Raw genomic sequence first — 15,644 nt, 5'->3', positions numbered from 1 at the left:
GTCGCGTTTGGGGTGGGTGCCCGAAACCGACCTCACGTGGCGGATCCGTGCGGGCACCTGCGGTGTCTGTACCGACACGCGATCGACGACAACCTCATTCGTGCCGCCGACAATCCGCTCGCCGCGGTTCGCAAACCACGCCTGCGCGCCTCCCGCCGACGGGCCATCCCCACCCAACAACTGATCGAAATCAACTAGGTCCCTACCGAATACAGCACCGACCCCGAACTCGACACATTGATCCTACGGCTGTGCACCGAGACGGCCTGTCGCCGTGGCGGGCTTCTCGCCCTGCAGGTCACCGATCTCGATCCTGCCCAGTGCCTGATCCTGCTGCGGGAAAAGGGCTGCAGCACACGGTGGCAGCCGGTGTCACCGACCCTGATGCAGGCGCTGCAATCGCATGCAGCGTCGCGAATTCCCCTGCGCGACAAGACCAACCTGTACGCCAAGAACGGCAGGCCTATCAGCCCCGGCGCAGAGGAGCGGCTGCTGCGCTACGCGAATGGCAACCCGATCACCGTCCGGCGTCTGGATCTGATGTGGGCGCTCATCGGAAGGCACCTGCCGTGGGTACGACAGCATGGCATCACCTGCCATTGGCTGCGACACACCACACTGCGATGGGTCGAACGCAACTTCGGACACGCCGTCGCAAAGGCCTACGCCGGCCACACCGACTGCCATGCCGAAGGCGCCACCTCCATCTACACACGCGCGGGGCTGGAAGAGGTCGCGCACGCGGTCTCAGTCCTGACCGCCGAGCTGCACCCCCTCGCGCCGACCGCCCTCAACCCACACCAAAACAACTCGCAAACCTGAACATTCAGACAGCTCGAGTCCCCTCTGATCATGTCGGAAGGGACTCGAGCCCAAATGACGAGATTCGAACCTGCGGCCACTTGACCCATATTCACCTGGACACAGCCATTCAACACCCCGGCAAACAACCCGCCGTATGGCCGCAGCCGGTTTAGGCAGACCTTCCGTGAGCCCGGCGACGGTGACCGCCACGACCGGGTAGGCGTAGACGGTGATCGTGTCCTGTCGCGCACAGCTCGTTCTGGGTTGCAAGGTTTCTGCCAGCCGGTGATCAGCGGGCGAGCCCATCGTTGGTTCCAGAAAGTCCGATCCGGTGGAGCCGGAAACCCGCCTCCACCAAACCTGAAGGAGAAGTAGTCATGGCGAAAGTATTTGTCGATCAGATGAAGTGCGTGGACGAGACCGGTACCGGCATCGATGAATTGACGTCAGATGACGTCTACCTGCTGCTGTTCCGGGGCAGCATCCCGACCGGTATCAACCTTGCCTCGCAAACGGAGTTCACAGTGACCGGACCCGGTAGCTTCTGGGACGCGATGGACGACGGAGACCGTCGCACCCGCGACGTCGCGCTCGCCGCTTACGACCCCAAGTCCCTGTACGTCGTTCAGCTGATCGAACGGGACAACGGTCGCGACGTCGCGGACGATGCGACGGCCGCCTACCGGGGCACCCTGAATCTGGCATGGACCGGGGCTCTGGCGCGCACGGTCGGCCAGGCGCCGGCCCAGCGGATCGGTGCGCTCGCCGAGACCATCTCGGATGCCCTACGGGGCCTGAACACCATCTACATGGGTGTCCCGAAGCAGGGCAACGATGACCCCATCGGTCGCCCGCAGCGCCTGTCCCTGCCCACGCGGCAGTCGACCGCGGTGCTGGACTTCAGAGGCGATAGCGGCCATTACCAGGGCACGTTCAAGGTGGCCTGATGTCAATGCGGACGGCGCCGTATCGGGCCCCAGGCGATACGCGCCGTTACCAGGCACTCCGGTGACAGCCAGCCCGCTGCACCCGCAAATGACCATCGCACCCGAGGGTGCAGCGGGCCGATCCGATCCGTACATCGAACTTCGAGGAGAAATGCCATGCCGACCCTACGTCGTCGACCACGGCGCCTGAGCGGAATGCAGGCGCCCGGGAATGACCAAGTGGTGGAAACGAGTAGTCGACCACTCGTGTTCGCGGGAGCGCGTTGTCCCACGATGGTCGAGCAAGCGAACGTCGTGAACCGGCCCATTTTGTCGGCTCCCGTGTCCCTCATAGTAGCCGCCGGCGAGGCACCCACCCTGGTCGAAACACATGGCCGGCCGGACGCGAGCATCGAGGATCGGGAGATGTCATGTCGAATCTGAATTCGGATCCTGGGCGGCCCGGCTACTCCGGGTACCCGCAGTACGGGCAGCCGCAGTACGGGCAGCCGCCGATGTCGCCCTCTGTTTCGCCGCAGACCCTCCCGAGACCTTGGTACCCGTACGCGTCATGGTGGTGTCGAGTCAACGCCTACCTGACCGACGTCATCCTGGCCGTGGTGCCCGCCGTGATCGTCGCGAGTGTCGGACTCGTCATCGCCACCGAGCCGACGAGGGTCGCGCGGGAACAGTTCGGTCCGTCCGCGGAAGCCGAACCCAACTCGCTGGGATTGATGATCGCGGTGCTTGGATTCTTCGTCTACCTCGCAATCGCCGTATCGAACCAGGTGATTCTGCAGGGCAGGACCGGCCAGTCCCTCGGTAAGAAGTGGGTCGGCATCGCGGTGATCGAGGAGGCCACCGCGCGACCGTTGGGGCCATCTCTCGCCCTCGCCCGGTGGGGTGCCCAATTGGCGATCAATGTCGTCGGGAACTACTGCCTTTTGGGTATCCCTGGCCTGCTGAACAGCCTGTGGCCCCTCTGGGACGCCAAGCATCAGACCTGGCATGACAAGGTCGTTCATTCGGTTGTTGTGAGGATTCGTACTGGAGAAGGAGGAGCTTGTGTTCGGTTCGGTCATCTCAGCGGCTGACCCGGCTGCGTCTGGATCACATTCGCCGGAACGGCAAGGCTGGTTGCAGCGTCGACCAGTGTGGTGCCCGGCGCGGCGAGGCTGGGTGGAGGTGATCGTGCCGCGGATTGATGTTCGTGTCCTCGGGCCCGTGCACTCGCGCCAATTTGACCCAACCGAAATCGGCGAGTCCGACCGACTGGAACCGGTAGACCCACCTGCACGCAGCGTTCCTGTCGCCTGGGCACTGACACGGCGGCACCAGCCAGTCGGTGCGACAGTGCAAATCCCGGCTCCCAGGGCCAGGCGCACGAGGTGCTGATCGAGTAACGAGTGGACGCTATCGCCACCTTGACCTGGTTCGACATGGTCCGCGAACTGACACAACGCGGCTGGTCGCTGTGCGACCCAAAAATTCCTGTCGGGTACTCGCTGCGAGAGTCGGGTGCTGAGCGTCTGTGATCCGATGCGGTCATCGCGAGGGGGCCGCACCGTATGTGCCCGATCGGTACTGTCGCAGTTTCGGCAAACCTGACGGATAGGGGTGCTCGTGGTCACGACGGTGCGTCAAATCGTGTGGGATGTCGTGGGAAGCAGGGTTCCGGACGAGCGGTGGCTACTGGAAAATCTGGATTCCCTGGACGATGAGCAGGTGAGCCGTTCGCTGCGCCGGTGCGCGATGGCGGGGACCGGTACGTTTCGGGCCTCACGATGTCGCGCCGTTCGTGGTACCGCTGGTCTGGATGGTGGTCGAACAACGCCGCGCACTGGTCTGGCATCGAACTGGAATTGGACGAGGCTTAAGTCCCGCCACCTGAGGCCCATCCCCCGGGCCGACAGCCGCGTCGCGTCGTAGACGACGTCATCCGCGGGCTCGCGGCCAGGAACCGACATCCACGCCCTCCCTTGAAGATCCAGACCACCGGTGTAGTGGTCGCCCCCGACGATGGACCAAAAGTGGAGACTTCCAACCGTTTTCAAGGACGCTGACTGTCAGCTAAATCGCAGTATCGCCGTAATTTGTTGCAACCCCGTAGAATTGGCGTGTTGACCTCCGGCTGACACCGGAATTACATATCTACGGGAGTACAACGGAACATCGATACTGCTGTAGCGCGCGCCCACAGCACGGTCAGATAAACGCCACGCGAACGCATCAGGCCAGGTCGGCACGGCAAGATCGCGTTCGCCCCCGTTCTCGACGAGAACGGCAGGGTAGTCAACGGCAGCAGCCTTGCAATCCGGAGAGAGCGGCACGGCGCACAGAAATCAGTTGAGCGGAGCGCGAAATTTTCGGCGGATAGGCGCCTGTATCGAAGTTGCGGGCGGTGTGCTGGGGCGAGAATGGTGTGCATGCAGGAACTGACCTCGGGCCAGGTGTTCGCGGGTTACATAGTCCAGCGCCGACTCGGCGCGGGCGGCATGGGCTCGGTGTATCTGGCCCGTCACCCCCGCCTGCCGCGGCTTGACGCGCTCAAGCTGCTCGATCGGTCCTGGACCGGCGACGACGACATTCGTGCCAGGTTCCTGTGCGAGGCCGACCACGTCGCCCGGCTCCAACACCCCAATATCGTCACCGTCTACGACCGTGGCCGCGAAGACGACCAGCTGTGGATCTCGATGGAATACATCGACGGCGACGACGCCGCCACGGTGTTACGGGCGCACGGTGCGCTATCGGCCGGTCGGGCGGTTCGGATCCTTTCCGAGGTTGCCAAGGGGCTCGACTTCGCCCACGAAAGCGGTGTGCTGCACCGGGACGTCAAACCCGCAAATATCCTGCTCGGCCGACCCCCTCGCGATCAGGACGAATCGGTGGTACTCACCGATTTCGGCATCGCGAAAGTGCTCGAGGACACGCAGGGGCTCACCCGAACCGGCATCCTGTTGGTGAGCTTCCCCTACGCCGCGCCCGAACAGTTCGACCCGGAGGCCGACCTCGATGCTCGCGCGGACGTGTATTCACTCGGCTGTACCTTCTACCACCTGTTGACCGGATCGCCGCCGTATGCTGGGACCACACCGCAGCAATTCATGCATGGGCACCTCTATGTGCCGATACCCCGGCCCAGCCGGGTGCCCGCAGCGCGCGAAGCGGGACTGTCCCCGGCATTCGACGAGGTCATCGAATACGCGCTGGCGAAGGACCGTGGCGATCGTCCGCCGAGTTGCCGCGCGCTCGCGGCGGCTGCCCAGCGAGCCCTCGCGTCGGTATCACCCATACAACCCGTCCCCGCCATGCAGCCACCGACCCAGCGCAGCCGGTCCGGGCAGTCGTCGCGAGCATTCACCGCCGCTCCCCACGAGGTGATTTCTCAACGTGCCCAGGCCATTTCGACACCGGTGCATATACCTCGGCCACGCAGGAGCATGCTGGTCATCCTGAGCGCAATCATCGCTGCGTGCGCCGTCGTCGCCGGTGTGACGGTCGCCGGGATCAAGGTCTTCGATGTCGTCAACGGTGGCGAAACCACCGCAGCCGACCCCTCGGCCGACGTGTTACCGGGCGGATACGCCGGAACCTGGGCTGGATCCATCAGCGACCCAGTGGGCTTGTCGTTCGACGTCCTTCTCACGTTGCGCGCCGGTCGTGTCGGCGAGGAAGTCGGTACGTTGTCGCAAACCGCAAAGTTCGGGTCGAAGGACGGCTGTGAGAGTCGGGTGCTGCTCAAATCGGTGAGTTCCACCGGGGTGACTTTTCAGGAAAGGCTCTCCGGCAACGCCGGCAAATGCGTCGAAACCGGGGCCACGACGACGCTCGAGCTCGTTGCCGACGGCTCGCTTGGATTCCGCATGTCGGGGATCGGCCTCGGTGAGATCACGGGGACGCTGCACCGGCAATGATCCGCTGTCGGCGCGCACGAATTCTGCTCGCCCGCAGGCTAGATTTCCTCGAAGATCATTGTGCTAGTGCCGATCCGGATCACCGCGCCGGTCGACAGCATGACGTTGGCCCCGATCTGTATGCCGTCGACGAATACGCCGTTGATCGAGTCCAAGTCTTTGATCACCAGTCCTCCCCGGCTGGGCAGGATTCGCGCGTGATGGCGACTGACCTTCGGATCATCCAATGACAGATCGTTGTCGGGCATCCGCCCGATCCGCAACCCTTTCGGGGGAACAGCGACGATGCGGCCATCGTCGAACCGTAACCGTCCACTTCGAATGGTCCGGGCGATCTCGGCCACCGTCGACATCATCGTCGTGGCCTTCATCTTGGCGGTGCCATCCGTCCCGAGAACCATCGGTTCTTGTCGCAGCACCTGCTGCTCCAGCCGGACAAGCAGCGAGGACGGGTCGATTCCCAGCTCGTCGGTCAGGATCTCACGCACTCTGCGGCACGCCCGCAATGCCTCGGCCTGCTGCCCCGACAGGTATAGCGCAGTGATCAACTGGCCCCATAGCTGCTCCCGAAGGGGATGTTCCGCCGTCAGCGTACGCAGCTCGCCGACAACGTCGGAGGCTTTACCGCACCGCAGATCCGCGCTGATCCGATCCGACACCGTCGCGAGGCGCTCCTCCTTCATCGCGGTCGAAAAATCGTCCGCATACCGATTGGCGCGCAGATTGGCCAACGCCGCGCCGTTCCATTGGTCGAGTGCAAGCCGGAAGTGCGCGGCTGCGTTGGCCGGGGCACCGGATTCGGCGGCCTTCCTGCCCGCCTCGCGAGCGGATTCGAACCGCCCGACATCGCATTCGGCATCGGAAATATCCAGGCGGTAACCGGGAGTGACGGTTCGCAAGATCTTGCGGTCGACGCCCGCCGAACCCAGGGACCTGCGCAATCTCGCGACGAACACGTGCAGACCATTGGCGTACTCCTCGGGCGGGTTCCAATCCCACACCGCATTCGCCAAGACCTCCATCGGCACTACCCGCCGCCGATTGATGGTCAGCACAGCAAGTACGGCAGACGGCCTGGGGCCGCCCACCGCCAGCTCCTGCGCATCGACGAACAGATGCACGGGACCGAGGATACGAATGTCGACCCGCGGCCTGGTCACATCCACCCACCTATCTTCCCACCAGGCTCCATAGTTCGAGCGATACGAAGTCGAGCCATGCCCCGGCTCGCGATCTGTGGTGGACCGCCACCGCCCGTCTGGCTGACACCGCCCAGCCAAGTTGACCCGAACACTGCCCGCTCAGACCGTCGGCGTCGGCGCTTCGGGGTTGCCAGGATTCCGCCAGTCGGTTGCAAGCCAGGGACCCCAGCATTGGTGCCAGTCCGGTCGACCGGACAGATGGAGCCGGAGCCCCGATTCGGCCGACAAAGGAGATGAAACCATGACTCGCGCAACCCTGAATCTGAAGATCGCTGTGAAGAATCTCCACTGCCACGACGAGGGCGACGGCCCGGGCAATGCTGCACCGTATCTGTGGCCGGTCTTCTTCAAGATCGATGGCGATGGCTACGCGGTGCGGTCGGCAGCAGCCGGCCTCGCCGGGGCGCCGGTGATCGAATCACGCACCGGCGGTCACGGTAACCTAGGCAGGTCCGAGGACGGAAAGACCGTCAACGCCGGCCACAATGTGGGCGTCCCCGCTGAATTGGGCACGTGGGACACCATCCTGAGGCCGATCCCCATCGTCGATCAGACGTTGCGGGCCAGGTTCGGCGACGATCTGCCGGGCTTTGCCGGGGTCGTGGTCGTGCTCATGGAGGAGGACGGCTGGTCGGACAAAATCCGGCGGAAGGCCTATAGCGCACTCGTGTCAGCCGTGTCCAAGGGCGTGACCGAGGTGGCCGCCGAGTTCCGGCACGCGATGACCGCGCCGACGAAGGCCGAGATCGATGCCAAGATCAAGGCCATCAAGGACACTGCGGCCGACAAGGTCAAAGACGCGGTGATAGCTGGGATGTCGGGCGCCGAAAAACTCTGGTACGGCACCTTCGGTGACAACGACGATCAGATCGGTAGTCACGCGTGGGTGTTCAGCTATGACGAGCTCAGCGCCCCGGTCATCGACATCTCCAAGCGGTGGCGCAATGAAGGCGACTGGACGCTGACCGGCTCGGTCACGACCACACGGCAGGAATCGATCCGCTACACGGCGGCGTGGACGCAGAACACGAGCGGCGAGTACCAGATCTACGACGCCACATACGCGCAGTACCGGGCGCGCTACGACGAGCTGTGGCCGCAGAACTGGCGCCTGCACAGCCTGAACGTCGTCACGGTAAACGAGCAGCCCCTCTATGCCGCGGTGTGGCGCCCCGGCACCGGCGGCGAAATCCAGATCTACGGCGCAACGTACGCCCAGTACCGGGCCCGCTACGACGAGCTGTGGCCCCAGAACTGGCGGCTCAAGCTGCTGACCAGGTACGTAGTCGGCGGGCAGACCCGATACACCGCGGCGTGGGTTCCCGGCACTGGCTCCGAGACTCAGATCTATGACGCCACGTACGCGCAGTACCGGGCCCGCTACGACGAGCTGTGGCCGCAAGGCTGGCGGCTCGAGCTCATAGACGTCGTCACCGTGAACGGGCAACCGCGGTACACCGCAGCGTGGGCACCGTCCACCGTCGGCGAGTACCAGATCTACGACGCAACGTACGCACAATTCACACAGCGCTACGACGAGCTCTGGCCCGGCGGTTGGCGGCTGAAGTTCATCTCCACCTTCAACCTGAACGGCCCGCGCATCACAGCGGTGTGGCGCAAGACCCAGGAACCTGAGGTGTGGGTGCACGGCTGGGAGTACGACGACCTACGGGCGCGCTACGACGAGCTGTGGCCGAAAGGTTGGCGACTGAAGGTCCTCGATCGATACACCGTCTGATCGCGCTCCGGCCCTTGGGCTCCGGTGGTCAGCCCGTCACCGCGACACAGTGTTCGGGCTGACCCGGATAAGCAGCCGGTGTTCCGCTACACCGGCTGCGGGACTCCCTGGGCGAAGACCAGCGGCCCCGCCGACTCGATCATCACGGTCGACCAACAGGCCACAGCCCCGCTGCACCCTTGGTGACCACCGCATCCCAGGGTGCAACGGCCCCTACCATCCGCAAACTCGGCTTCGAGGAGAAATGTCATGACGACGTGGAAGCAACAGTGCCCCGCGGTCGCCAACCGTACGCACGACAACGACATTCGATGCCGACTCTCCGAAGGACATGGCGGACAACATCTTTCACGACAGTTCGACGAATTCATCCGATGGTACGAGATCGGGAACCGCACCGGATCGACCAACGTGTTCGAGTCCGCAGGTGGTGATCCCGCTGCAGCCTCAGTGACCACCACATCCCGGGGGTGCGACGGCCAAACCGACCGAACATCGAGCTCGCGAGAAAGTCCATGACAAACGACAGTGTTCAACCACAGTGCAGCCCCCCTCAACCGACCCGCACATCGAACCTTCGAGGAGAATCGCCATGGCGGATGGACACATCGACAAATCGGACCTGATCCGAGGGGCTGCCGGAAGCAATCGCATGCTGACCGACTGGCAGGAGCTGTGGTGGCTGGGGCTGAGCGACGCGGAACAACGCGCGGCGATAGCCGCGTTACCGGCGTTGGAGCTCCGGCATCACGCGGTGATCACTCCTGCCCAACCTGGCGATATCCGCAGGTCTGTATCGGTCGGGCCAGCAGGCGAGGTCATCGCATCGTGGTTGTCGCCTGCGGATCTGGCTGCGCTCTCACCCACCACCATGGAGCGGCGCCCAGCAAACGCCCGACTCGCGTACATGGCGACGCGCCCGGTCACCCTCCGAGTCGCCCGATACACCCCACAGCCGACCATCACGCGTATCACAGGACAGCGAATGGAGTATTACGCCAAGGCGCTGCCGCTGCCTCAGGGCCGGACTCTGGTGATCGGCGCCAAGTCGAACTGGTGGAAGGACACTCCCAGCGAGACCGCTGTCTACGACGACGATGGATCAGTCCTCGCAGAGGGGTCGTTAGGCGACGGCTGGAACCATGTCCTTACGACCGCCGATGGACACATCTGGGTGGGGTACCACGACGAAGGAATCGTCGCGGGTCGCTTGGATGATTCACGTCTCGGCGGGTCAGGACTGGTCCGGTTCACCCAGGATCTGCGGCCCGACTGGCAGCACTGGGACCGGGCCTCGGAGCCGAGCACACCGCCGATCTATGACTGCTACGCACTCAACGTTGACGGTGACACCGTCTGGACCTGCTACTACAGCGATTTCCCGATCGCCCGAATCCAGGCCGGGGTGTGCACCAGTTGGCGCAACGACGTCTTCGGGGCCCACGCCCTCGCGGTCGGCGGCGATCGCGTCGCCCTGTGCGGCGGCTACGGCCCTGCCGACGACCGCCTGGTGGTCGGCACTCTCGGTGACAGGCGCATGCACGTCAACAACGAATACCGGCTTGTGCTGCCGACCGGGCAGCCGATGCCTTCCAATGCCCAAGTATTCGGCCGCGGACCCGACCTGCACGTCGTCACCGACACAGACTGGTACCGCCTCGGCCTCGACGACATCCGTAGCGGGTGGCGCTCGGCGAAGCTGGGTGCCAAAAGATCCGTACCTGGGAAGGATGGCTGTACCTGACCGTGCTCGACTGTTTCTCCAAGAAGGTCATCGGGTACGCGATGGCCGACCACATGCGCACCGAACTCGTAACCGACGCACTGAGAATGCCCGCCGCAACCTGGCGTTCACTCCCGGAGTGACGTAGTCCATGCCACGGTTCGACGGCACGGCACGGCCGCTGGTTCCATGCGGCGCCGGGGTTGTCCTGTTGGTCGGACTTCGCCGGAAATTATCCGGCACCACACCGAGTGCGGCATCAGGACGCTCTCCACCGATCTGGCTGCGCCGGTGATCGCCGGGCCGCAATGAGTTCGGCTGCCAAGGAAGCGACGGCTTCGGACGAGCGCATTTTTGCCTGCCGACTGTCTCAGTCGTGTCGCGGCACGGAAGGCCACCGCATCGCTCCGTGACACCGACTACGGCGAGACCGGGCGGAAGCCGGCGCCGATTCCGCCGCGGCGGTCCAGGTCGGCGAGGATGTCGGTGATAGCGGTGCCGGCGCCCCACATCCACTGGTTGCCGACCAGGGTGTCGCCGGCCACCATGGGCGCTCCGGAATCACCGGGTATCTCCGAAATCGTGTTCACCAGGTAAGGGCCGGTGGTGGTCAGGGTGGTGCCACAGGACCGGTCGCTCGCCGCACCCTGCTTGCACACCGATGTCCCCGCGGGGGGCGGTGATCCGACTCCTCGGATGGTGGTCTTCCCGACGGTCGCCACCGGTTCGACGATCGACTTGTCGAAGACGATGACCGCGTAGTCGAGTCCTGGTCCGTTGGGGCCGGGCACGATCGGATTGCCGCCGCTGATGTACTCGACCATCCCGAGCACGTCGATCGCCGCTGCGGGCGTGAACACCGCCGACTCGAGCAGCACCCGGTCGCCGGGCCACTGCTTGTCGCCGTCGTACACGCAATGTGCGTTGGTCAGGCCAACCAGATTGCCCGCCGCGTCGTAGCCGATCGTTGTGAGCGTGCAGATATAGACCAACGCGTGGTCGGTCAGCGGCCCGCCGCGCAGGAAGGCCAAGCCAGTGCCGCCGCCTACCGGCATCCGGCCTCGCGGCATGTCACTGTCCGCTGCCGCGACTGTCGTATCGATGAGGGTGAGCAGGAGGGCGACAAGTACGGCCACCAGACTGTTTCGGCTCATCTCGCCTCCGGACAGGGTGGATGGTAGGGCAGCCGGGGCAGATGCGCCGACCACACCTCGCGGGTGAGCACATCGCGGGTGATATCGCAGATCCGTTGCCGCGTTTCGTTTTCGTCCAGGTCCCAGATACTCATGACACCGCTGCCGACGCCGATCAGCCGATCGGCCGCCACATCGAGGTTGAGATTCCAGGTGGTGCGGCTCGGCATGGTGATGCTCCGCCCGATGGGCTGCGGGTGGGCGCGGTCACGGAAATCCCACAGCCGCACCGTGGAATCCGCGCTGGATGTCGCCATCAGCGTGGCGTCTGCGTTGAAATCGACGGATTGAATATTGAAGGCGTGCGCGATGATCGGATCGCCGAGCGGCCGTGCCAGTCCCGGGGAGCTGATATCCCAGACGCGCAGCGTATTCGCGGCCAGCGTGACCATGGTGCGCCCATCGGGTGTGAGGACCGACGCGTAGAACGGCCGGGCGGGATCGCTCGGAATCCGCTGGATCTCACGAGCTTCGCCGTTGCGGGTCAGATCCCAGAACTTGATCATGTACTCCAGTTCCCCCTTCGCGTTCTCGTCGGGCGCGAGCGTCACCAGTAGGTGCCCGGCAATATTCACATAGCACGGCGACCCACTGATTGGGTCTGTACCGAACTTGGTGGGCGGGATGGTCACGACCGGATGAGCCGGATCCGACAGATCCCACAGCCGCAGGTGTAACGCCGGCAGGACTTCCACCAGGATCCGGCCATTGAACCCGACGCCGATGGCGTCGGGGAACTGGTACAGCGGCCGGATGTGCACGGGGTCGCTGATATCCAACAGTTGTAGCCCGGCGTTCGGGCCCGCGGTAGCGACCGTCAGACGGCCGTCGAGGCTGAGTGCGGGAGTCGGGATGAAGCCATCAGTGCTCGGCCCGGGGCCGAGATCGGCGAGCGGGCGGACCGATCTCCGGTCGCGGATGTCCCACAGTTCGAGCCGGCCGTTCACCACGCTCGTCACCATGGTGCCGACCGCACTGATCGCCGCCCTATTGGCGAACCAGCCGATCCGGCCCCCGATCACCGCGGGCGGCAGCGACCACAGCCGCAGGCTGCCCTGCGCGCCGACGGCGACGGTGTGCCCGTCAGCGGCGAAAGCCAACGTGTTCGGGCTGTCGCGACAGGGCTGAAACACGTTGGCCTCCTGGCACGGCGGCGACGGTGCGGCCAGAGGTTCCCCCAATCGGGTCGGGTGGGCCCGGTCGACCACAGTCCAGAGGGTGACATTGTCGCGCCCCCCCACGGCGAGGATGTTTCCCTCCGGATCGAACGCGAGCGAGCGCAACTCGGATTTGGTGTCCACCACGAGCGGGCTGCCGAACTGCGCAGGCCTGTCCGGAACTGCTATGTCCCACATCGTCACAGTGGCATCGGCGGTACCGGTGGCCATCAACGCGTTGTCACCGCCGCCGACCGCGAGCGTCGTGCCGTCCCGACTGAGCGCCATGGCCTGAATCCCCGGGCCCGGCACCGTGATCGGCGCCCCCAGCGGCCCGGGAGCTGGCCCCAGTGTCCAGATCTGGACGGTGTGGGAGCCTGCGACAGCCAGCCGGCCCGACGGCGCGAACGCCATCGAGGCGACCGGATCGGTGGTCGTCAACGGACGGCCGGATCGTACCGGCGCTGCGGGATTGCCGAGGTTCCACAACGTCACGCTCGTGCCGTCGGTCGCAGCCAGGGTCCGCCCGTCTGGGCCGAACACGAAGTCGGTGACCTTTCCGGCGGCCTGCGACGGCCGCGGATCCGGATGCGCTGGATCCGATACGTTCCACAGCCGGATCCCGGTACCGCAGGCCGCCCCGAGTAGCGTGCCGTCCGGACTGAAAGCCGTTGCAGTCGCTGGCTTTCCACAGTCCAGCGGCGCTCCTGAGGACACCGGGTGGGCGATATCGGCGACATTCCACAGCCGCACCGCGCCATCTTCACCCGCCGAGGCCAGCATGTGTCCGTCCGGCCGGTACGCCACCTGGTGCACCGCTCCGGTATGCCCGCGCAGGGGTGCGGCCAGCGGCAGGTTCTGTATGCGCAGTAGGCGGGACCGAATATCCGGATCACCCGGACGCATCCGGTCGGCGACCAGTTCCAGCTGGGCGGACAGAGACGGATCCGTGCTCCGCACACTGTCTGCCTCCGCCAATATCGCAACCAGGTCGGCGTTCTCGTGCTCCTGTTCCGAAAGTCTGGTCTGGGTATAGGCGGCGATGCCGAGCACCAGCACGACAACGCCCACCAGGGCCAGCCCGACGCGCGTCGCGACGGCCAGCCGCCGACCGCGCCTGCGAGCCGCCTGCGCGGCCGTCAGGAACTCACCGACAACGCCCGTAGGCGTTCCGGCCGCCTTCTCCGCGGCGGCAAGCCGCGCCGGCTGATACAGCAGTACGGGATCTCGCTGGGCCGCAACCCATTCAGCGGTGTCCAGCTCGACCCGCTGCCGCACCAGGAGGTCGACGCGGCCCTCGTCTATCCAGGCGCGCAGGCGAGGCCAGGCGTCCAGCACGATCTCGTGCGTGAAGCAGACGATCTCTTGGGCTGCTCCACTCTCGCCATCTGCGGCGCCGACAGAATCCGCAGTGATGAGTCGCGCGTCGATCAGGCGGGTCAGGGCGGTCTGCGCGGCGTCGGGATCGACCGTCCGCGTGAGCAATTCCGTGCGCGGGACGCGCCGCCTGGTGTCGCGGCCGTCCGAGCCGACAGTGACCAACCCCATGAGCAGTTCCTTGGCCGCGGTCTGCTCGGCGGCGGTCAGGCCACGCCACGCCTCCTCGGCGGTGGCCGTTACCGATCCGGCCACGCCGCCTGCCTTCCGGTAACCGGCCACGGTGAGCCGGGCACCCGCCCGGTGCCTCCAGGTGGCGGCCATGACATGGGAGAACAGCGGAAGACCGCCCGGATCGTAGCTGCGCCGGTGGTGGCCGCCGGCCAGCCCACACAACTCGGTCACGACCAGTTCGGCCAGGCCGGGCTCGAGATTCAGGCTGGTCGCGCGTGCCGGTCCCGTGATGGCCTCGGTGAGTTCCTCCACCCGCATGGGCCCGAGTGCGTAGCAGCGGGTGTTGAGCGCGTCCGCCAGCACCGGATAGGTGAGGCAGTGCGGGACGAAGTCGGCCCGCACCGCGAGAATGACCACGGTGCGGGTGGTTTCGTGTGTCGCGGCAAGTTTCGCGAGGCGGCTCGAGAAGTCCTCACGCTCAGATTCATCGAGGCAGACGGTGAAGGTCTCCTCGAATTGATCGACCACCACGAGATCCGGGCGCGCCGCCGCGTTCGCGTCGGATGGGCTGAGCAGTTCGGCAAGCGTCTTCGCTGGTCTCGTACCGGGAGTCATGGTGACAACCGTCCATTCCCGGTCCGCGCAGAGTGTGGGGATGACACCGGCGTGCAGCAGAGAGGATTTTCCGGACCCGGAGGCGCCCAGCACGACAATCATGCCTGCGGCCGGGCCGACCACCCGATCCACCAATTCCGCGGTAGCCTCGGCCCTTCCGAAGAATCGTTCACGATCCTCGGGTCCGTAGGCGGCCAGACCCGGAAAGGGGCAGATGGCCTCGGACTGGGGGTCCCAGGCCTGCGCGGCCCGCCAGATCGCGCGCCATGCGGTCAGTTTGACCAGCTCGGGCGCTGGCGTGTGCCCAGTCCGGGCAGCCTTCTCGATCAGCGTCAGCAGCACAGGCACCAGCGAATCGAACTCGGCCGGAATCGCTTTTCCGCTGCGCCAGTCGCTGATTCGCTGTATCGTGACCGGGTTCCCGCCGGCCGCCGCCACCCGCGCGGACGCTGCGTTCGCCACCGAACGCAAGGTCGGTTTTCCTGCGGCATCGAACAGTGCTGTCAATCTCTCGGCGAACCCCCGCCGCGGCGAAGGACTCCCACGGCGCCCGGAGGTCGCGCCCACAGCACTCGACACAACCCCATGATCTCGCGAAACCGGCATTCCGCCAAACGGTTTCGTGACCGACGGTGGTGGAAGAACCCACGAGCGATCCAGCACACCGACAACTTGCGAGGAGCCGGACTATGAGGCACCACACCTTTCGGCGAATCATCTCGTGGCCAGCGCCGACAAAGACGAGCATTCGGCAATGACGACCCATCACGTGAAACGCCTTGTGGCATAGCAGGTCTGCGACTGCCCTGCCACAAGAC

8 protein-coding genes and 2 pseudogenes are annotated in these 15,644 nt (G+C 65.3%); 7 read left to right on the top strand and 3 right to left on the bottom strand.

The features are described from left to right. Positions 1 to 225: 225 nt before the first annotated feature. From ACLMAL_RS12310 to ACLMAL_RS12295, 4 genes and pseudogenes are all read left to right on the top strand, one after another. A pseudogene (locus ACLMAL_RS12310) lies at positions 226 to 822 on the top strand (hypothetical protein); the annotation flags it as partial. 359 nt (positions 823 to 1,181) lie between these two features. Continuing rightward, positions 1,182 to 1,751, top strand: a complete 570-nt coding sequence (locus ACLMAL_RS12305) for a hypothetical protein (protein ID WP_411999183.1) — start codon at positions 1,182 to 1,184, stop codon at positions 1,749 to 1,751. 410 nt (positions 1,752 to 2,161) lie between these two features. After that, the gene (locus ACLMAL_RS12300) at positions 2,162 to 2,824 is read left to right on the top strand and encodes an RDD family protein (RefSeq protein ID WP_411999182.1); all 663 of its coding nucleotides are present in this window, start codon (positions 2,162 to 2,164) and stop codon (positions 2,822 to 2,824) included. A gap of 1,332 nt (positions 2,825 to 4,156) precedes the next feature. After that, on the top strand, positions 4,157 to 5,647 hold the full coding sequence (locus ACLMAL_RS12295; protein ID WP_411999181.1) for a serine/threonine-protein kinase: 1,491 nt from the start codon (positions 4,157 to 4,159) through the stop codon (positions 5,645 to 5,647). Between the two features lie 38 nt (positions 5,648 to 5,685). Here ACLMAL_RS12295 and ACLMAL_RS12290 read toward each other — a convergent pair whose 3' ends face one another. Further along, positions 5,686 to 6,807, bottom strand: a complete 1,122-nt coding sequence (locus ACLMAL_RS12290) for a BTAD domain-containing putative transcriptional regulator (protein WP_411999180.1) — start codon at positions 6,805 to 6,807, stop codon at positions 5,686 to 5,688. 283 nt (positions 6,808 to 7,090) lie between these two features. Between ACLMAL_RS12290 and ACLMAL_RS12285 the strand changes: the two genes are divergently transcribed. The 3 genes and pseudogenes from ACLMAL_RS12285 to ACLMAL_RS12275 all read left to right on the top strand — a co-directional run. Continuing rightward, on the top strand, positions 7,091 to 8,587 hold the full coding sequence (locus ACLMAL_RS12285; RefSeq protein ID WP_411999179.1) for a hypothetical protein: 1,497 nt from the start codon (positions 7,091 to 7,093) through the stop codon (positions 8,585 to 8,587). Between the two features lie 592 nt (positions 8,588 to 9,179). Beyond that, positions 9,180 to 10,331: a hypothetical protein gene (locus ACLMAL_RS12280; protein ID WP_411999178.1), complete on the top strand. Its 1,152-nt coding sequence runs from the start codon at positions 9,180 to 9,182 to the stop codon at positions 10,329 to 10,331. Further along, positions 10,301 to 10,429: pseudogene (locus ACLMAL_RS12275) on the top strand (IS3 family transposase); the annotation flags it as partial. The gene ACLMAL_RS12280 and the pseudogene ACLMAL_RS12275, both read left to right, overlap by 31 nt. 300 nt (positions 10,430 to 10,729) lie before the next feature. On the opposite strand, the gene ACLMAL_RS12270 reads toward ACLMAL_RS12275, so the two are convergent. Both ACLMAL_RS12270 and ACLMAL_RS12265 read right to left on the bottom strand, forming a co-directional pair. Beyond that, positions 10,730 to 11,464 carry a hypothetical protein gene (locus ACLMAL_RS12270; protein WP_411999177.1) on the bottom strand — a complete coding sequence of 245 codons (735 nt, stop codon included), beginning with the start codon at positions 11,462 to 11,464 and terminating at the stop codon, positions 10,730 to 10,732. Next, positions 11,461 to 15,288 (bottom strand): hypothetical protein, encoded by a 3,828-nt coding sequence (locus ACLMAL_RS12265; protein ID WP_411999176.1) that lies wholly within the window; start codon positions 15,286 to 15,288, stop codon positions 11,461 to 11,463. The genes ACLMAL_RS12270 and ACLMAL_RS12265 overlap by 4 nt, the downstream gene beginning before the upstream one ends. Between the last annotated feature and the right edge of the window lie 356 nt (positions 15,289 to 15,644).

Source organism: Nocardia sp. CWNU-33 (assembly GCF_046764895.1).
Classification (GTDB): Bacteria; Actinomycetota; Actinomycetes; order Mycobacteriales; family Mycobacteriaceae; genus Nocardia.
Note: the sequence above shows the minus strand (reverse complement) of the source record. Positions and strands in the feature narration are given on the sequence as shown.

Coding starts and splice junctions, on each gene's coding strand:
- ACLMAL_RS12305 (WP_411999183.1), top strand. CDS start 1,182: ATGGCGAAAGTATTTGTCGATCAGATGAAGTGCGTGGACGAGACCGGT.
- ACLMAL_RS12300 (WP_411999182.1), top strand. CDS start 2,162: ATGTCGAATCTGAATTCGGATCCTGGGCGGCCCGGCTACTCCGGGTAC.
- ACLMAL_RS12295 (WP_411999181.1), top strand. CDS start 4,157: ATGCAGGAACTGACCTCGGGCCAGGTGTTCGCGGGTTACATAGTCCAG.
- ACLMAL_RS12285 (WP_411999179.1), top strand. CDS start 7,091: ATGACTCGCGCAACCCTGAATCTGAAGATCGCTGTGAAGAATCTCCAC.
- ACLMAL_RS12280 (WP_411999178.1), top strand. CDS start 9,180: ATGGCGGATGGACACATCGACAAATCGGACCTGATCCGAGGGGCTGCC.
- ACLMAL_RS12270 (WP_411999177.1), bottom strand. CDS start 11,464: ATGAGCCGAAACAGTCTGGTGGCCGTACTTGTCGCCCTCCTGCTCACC.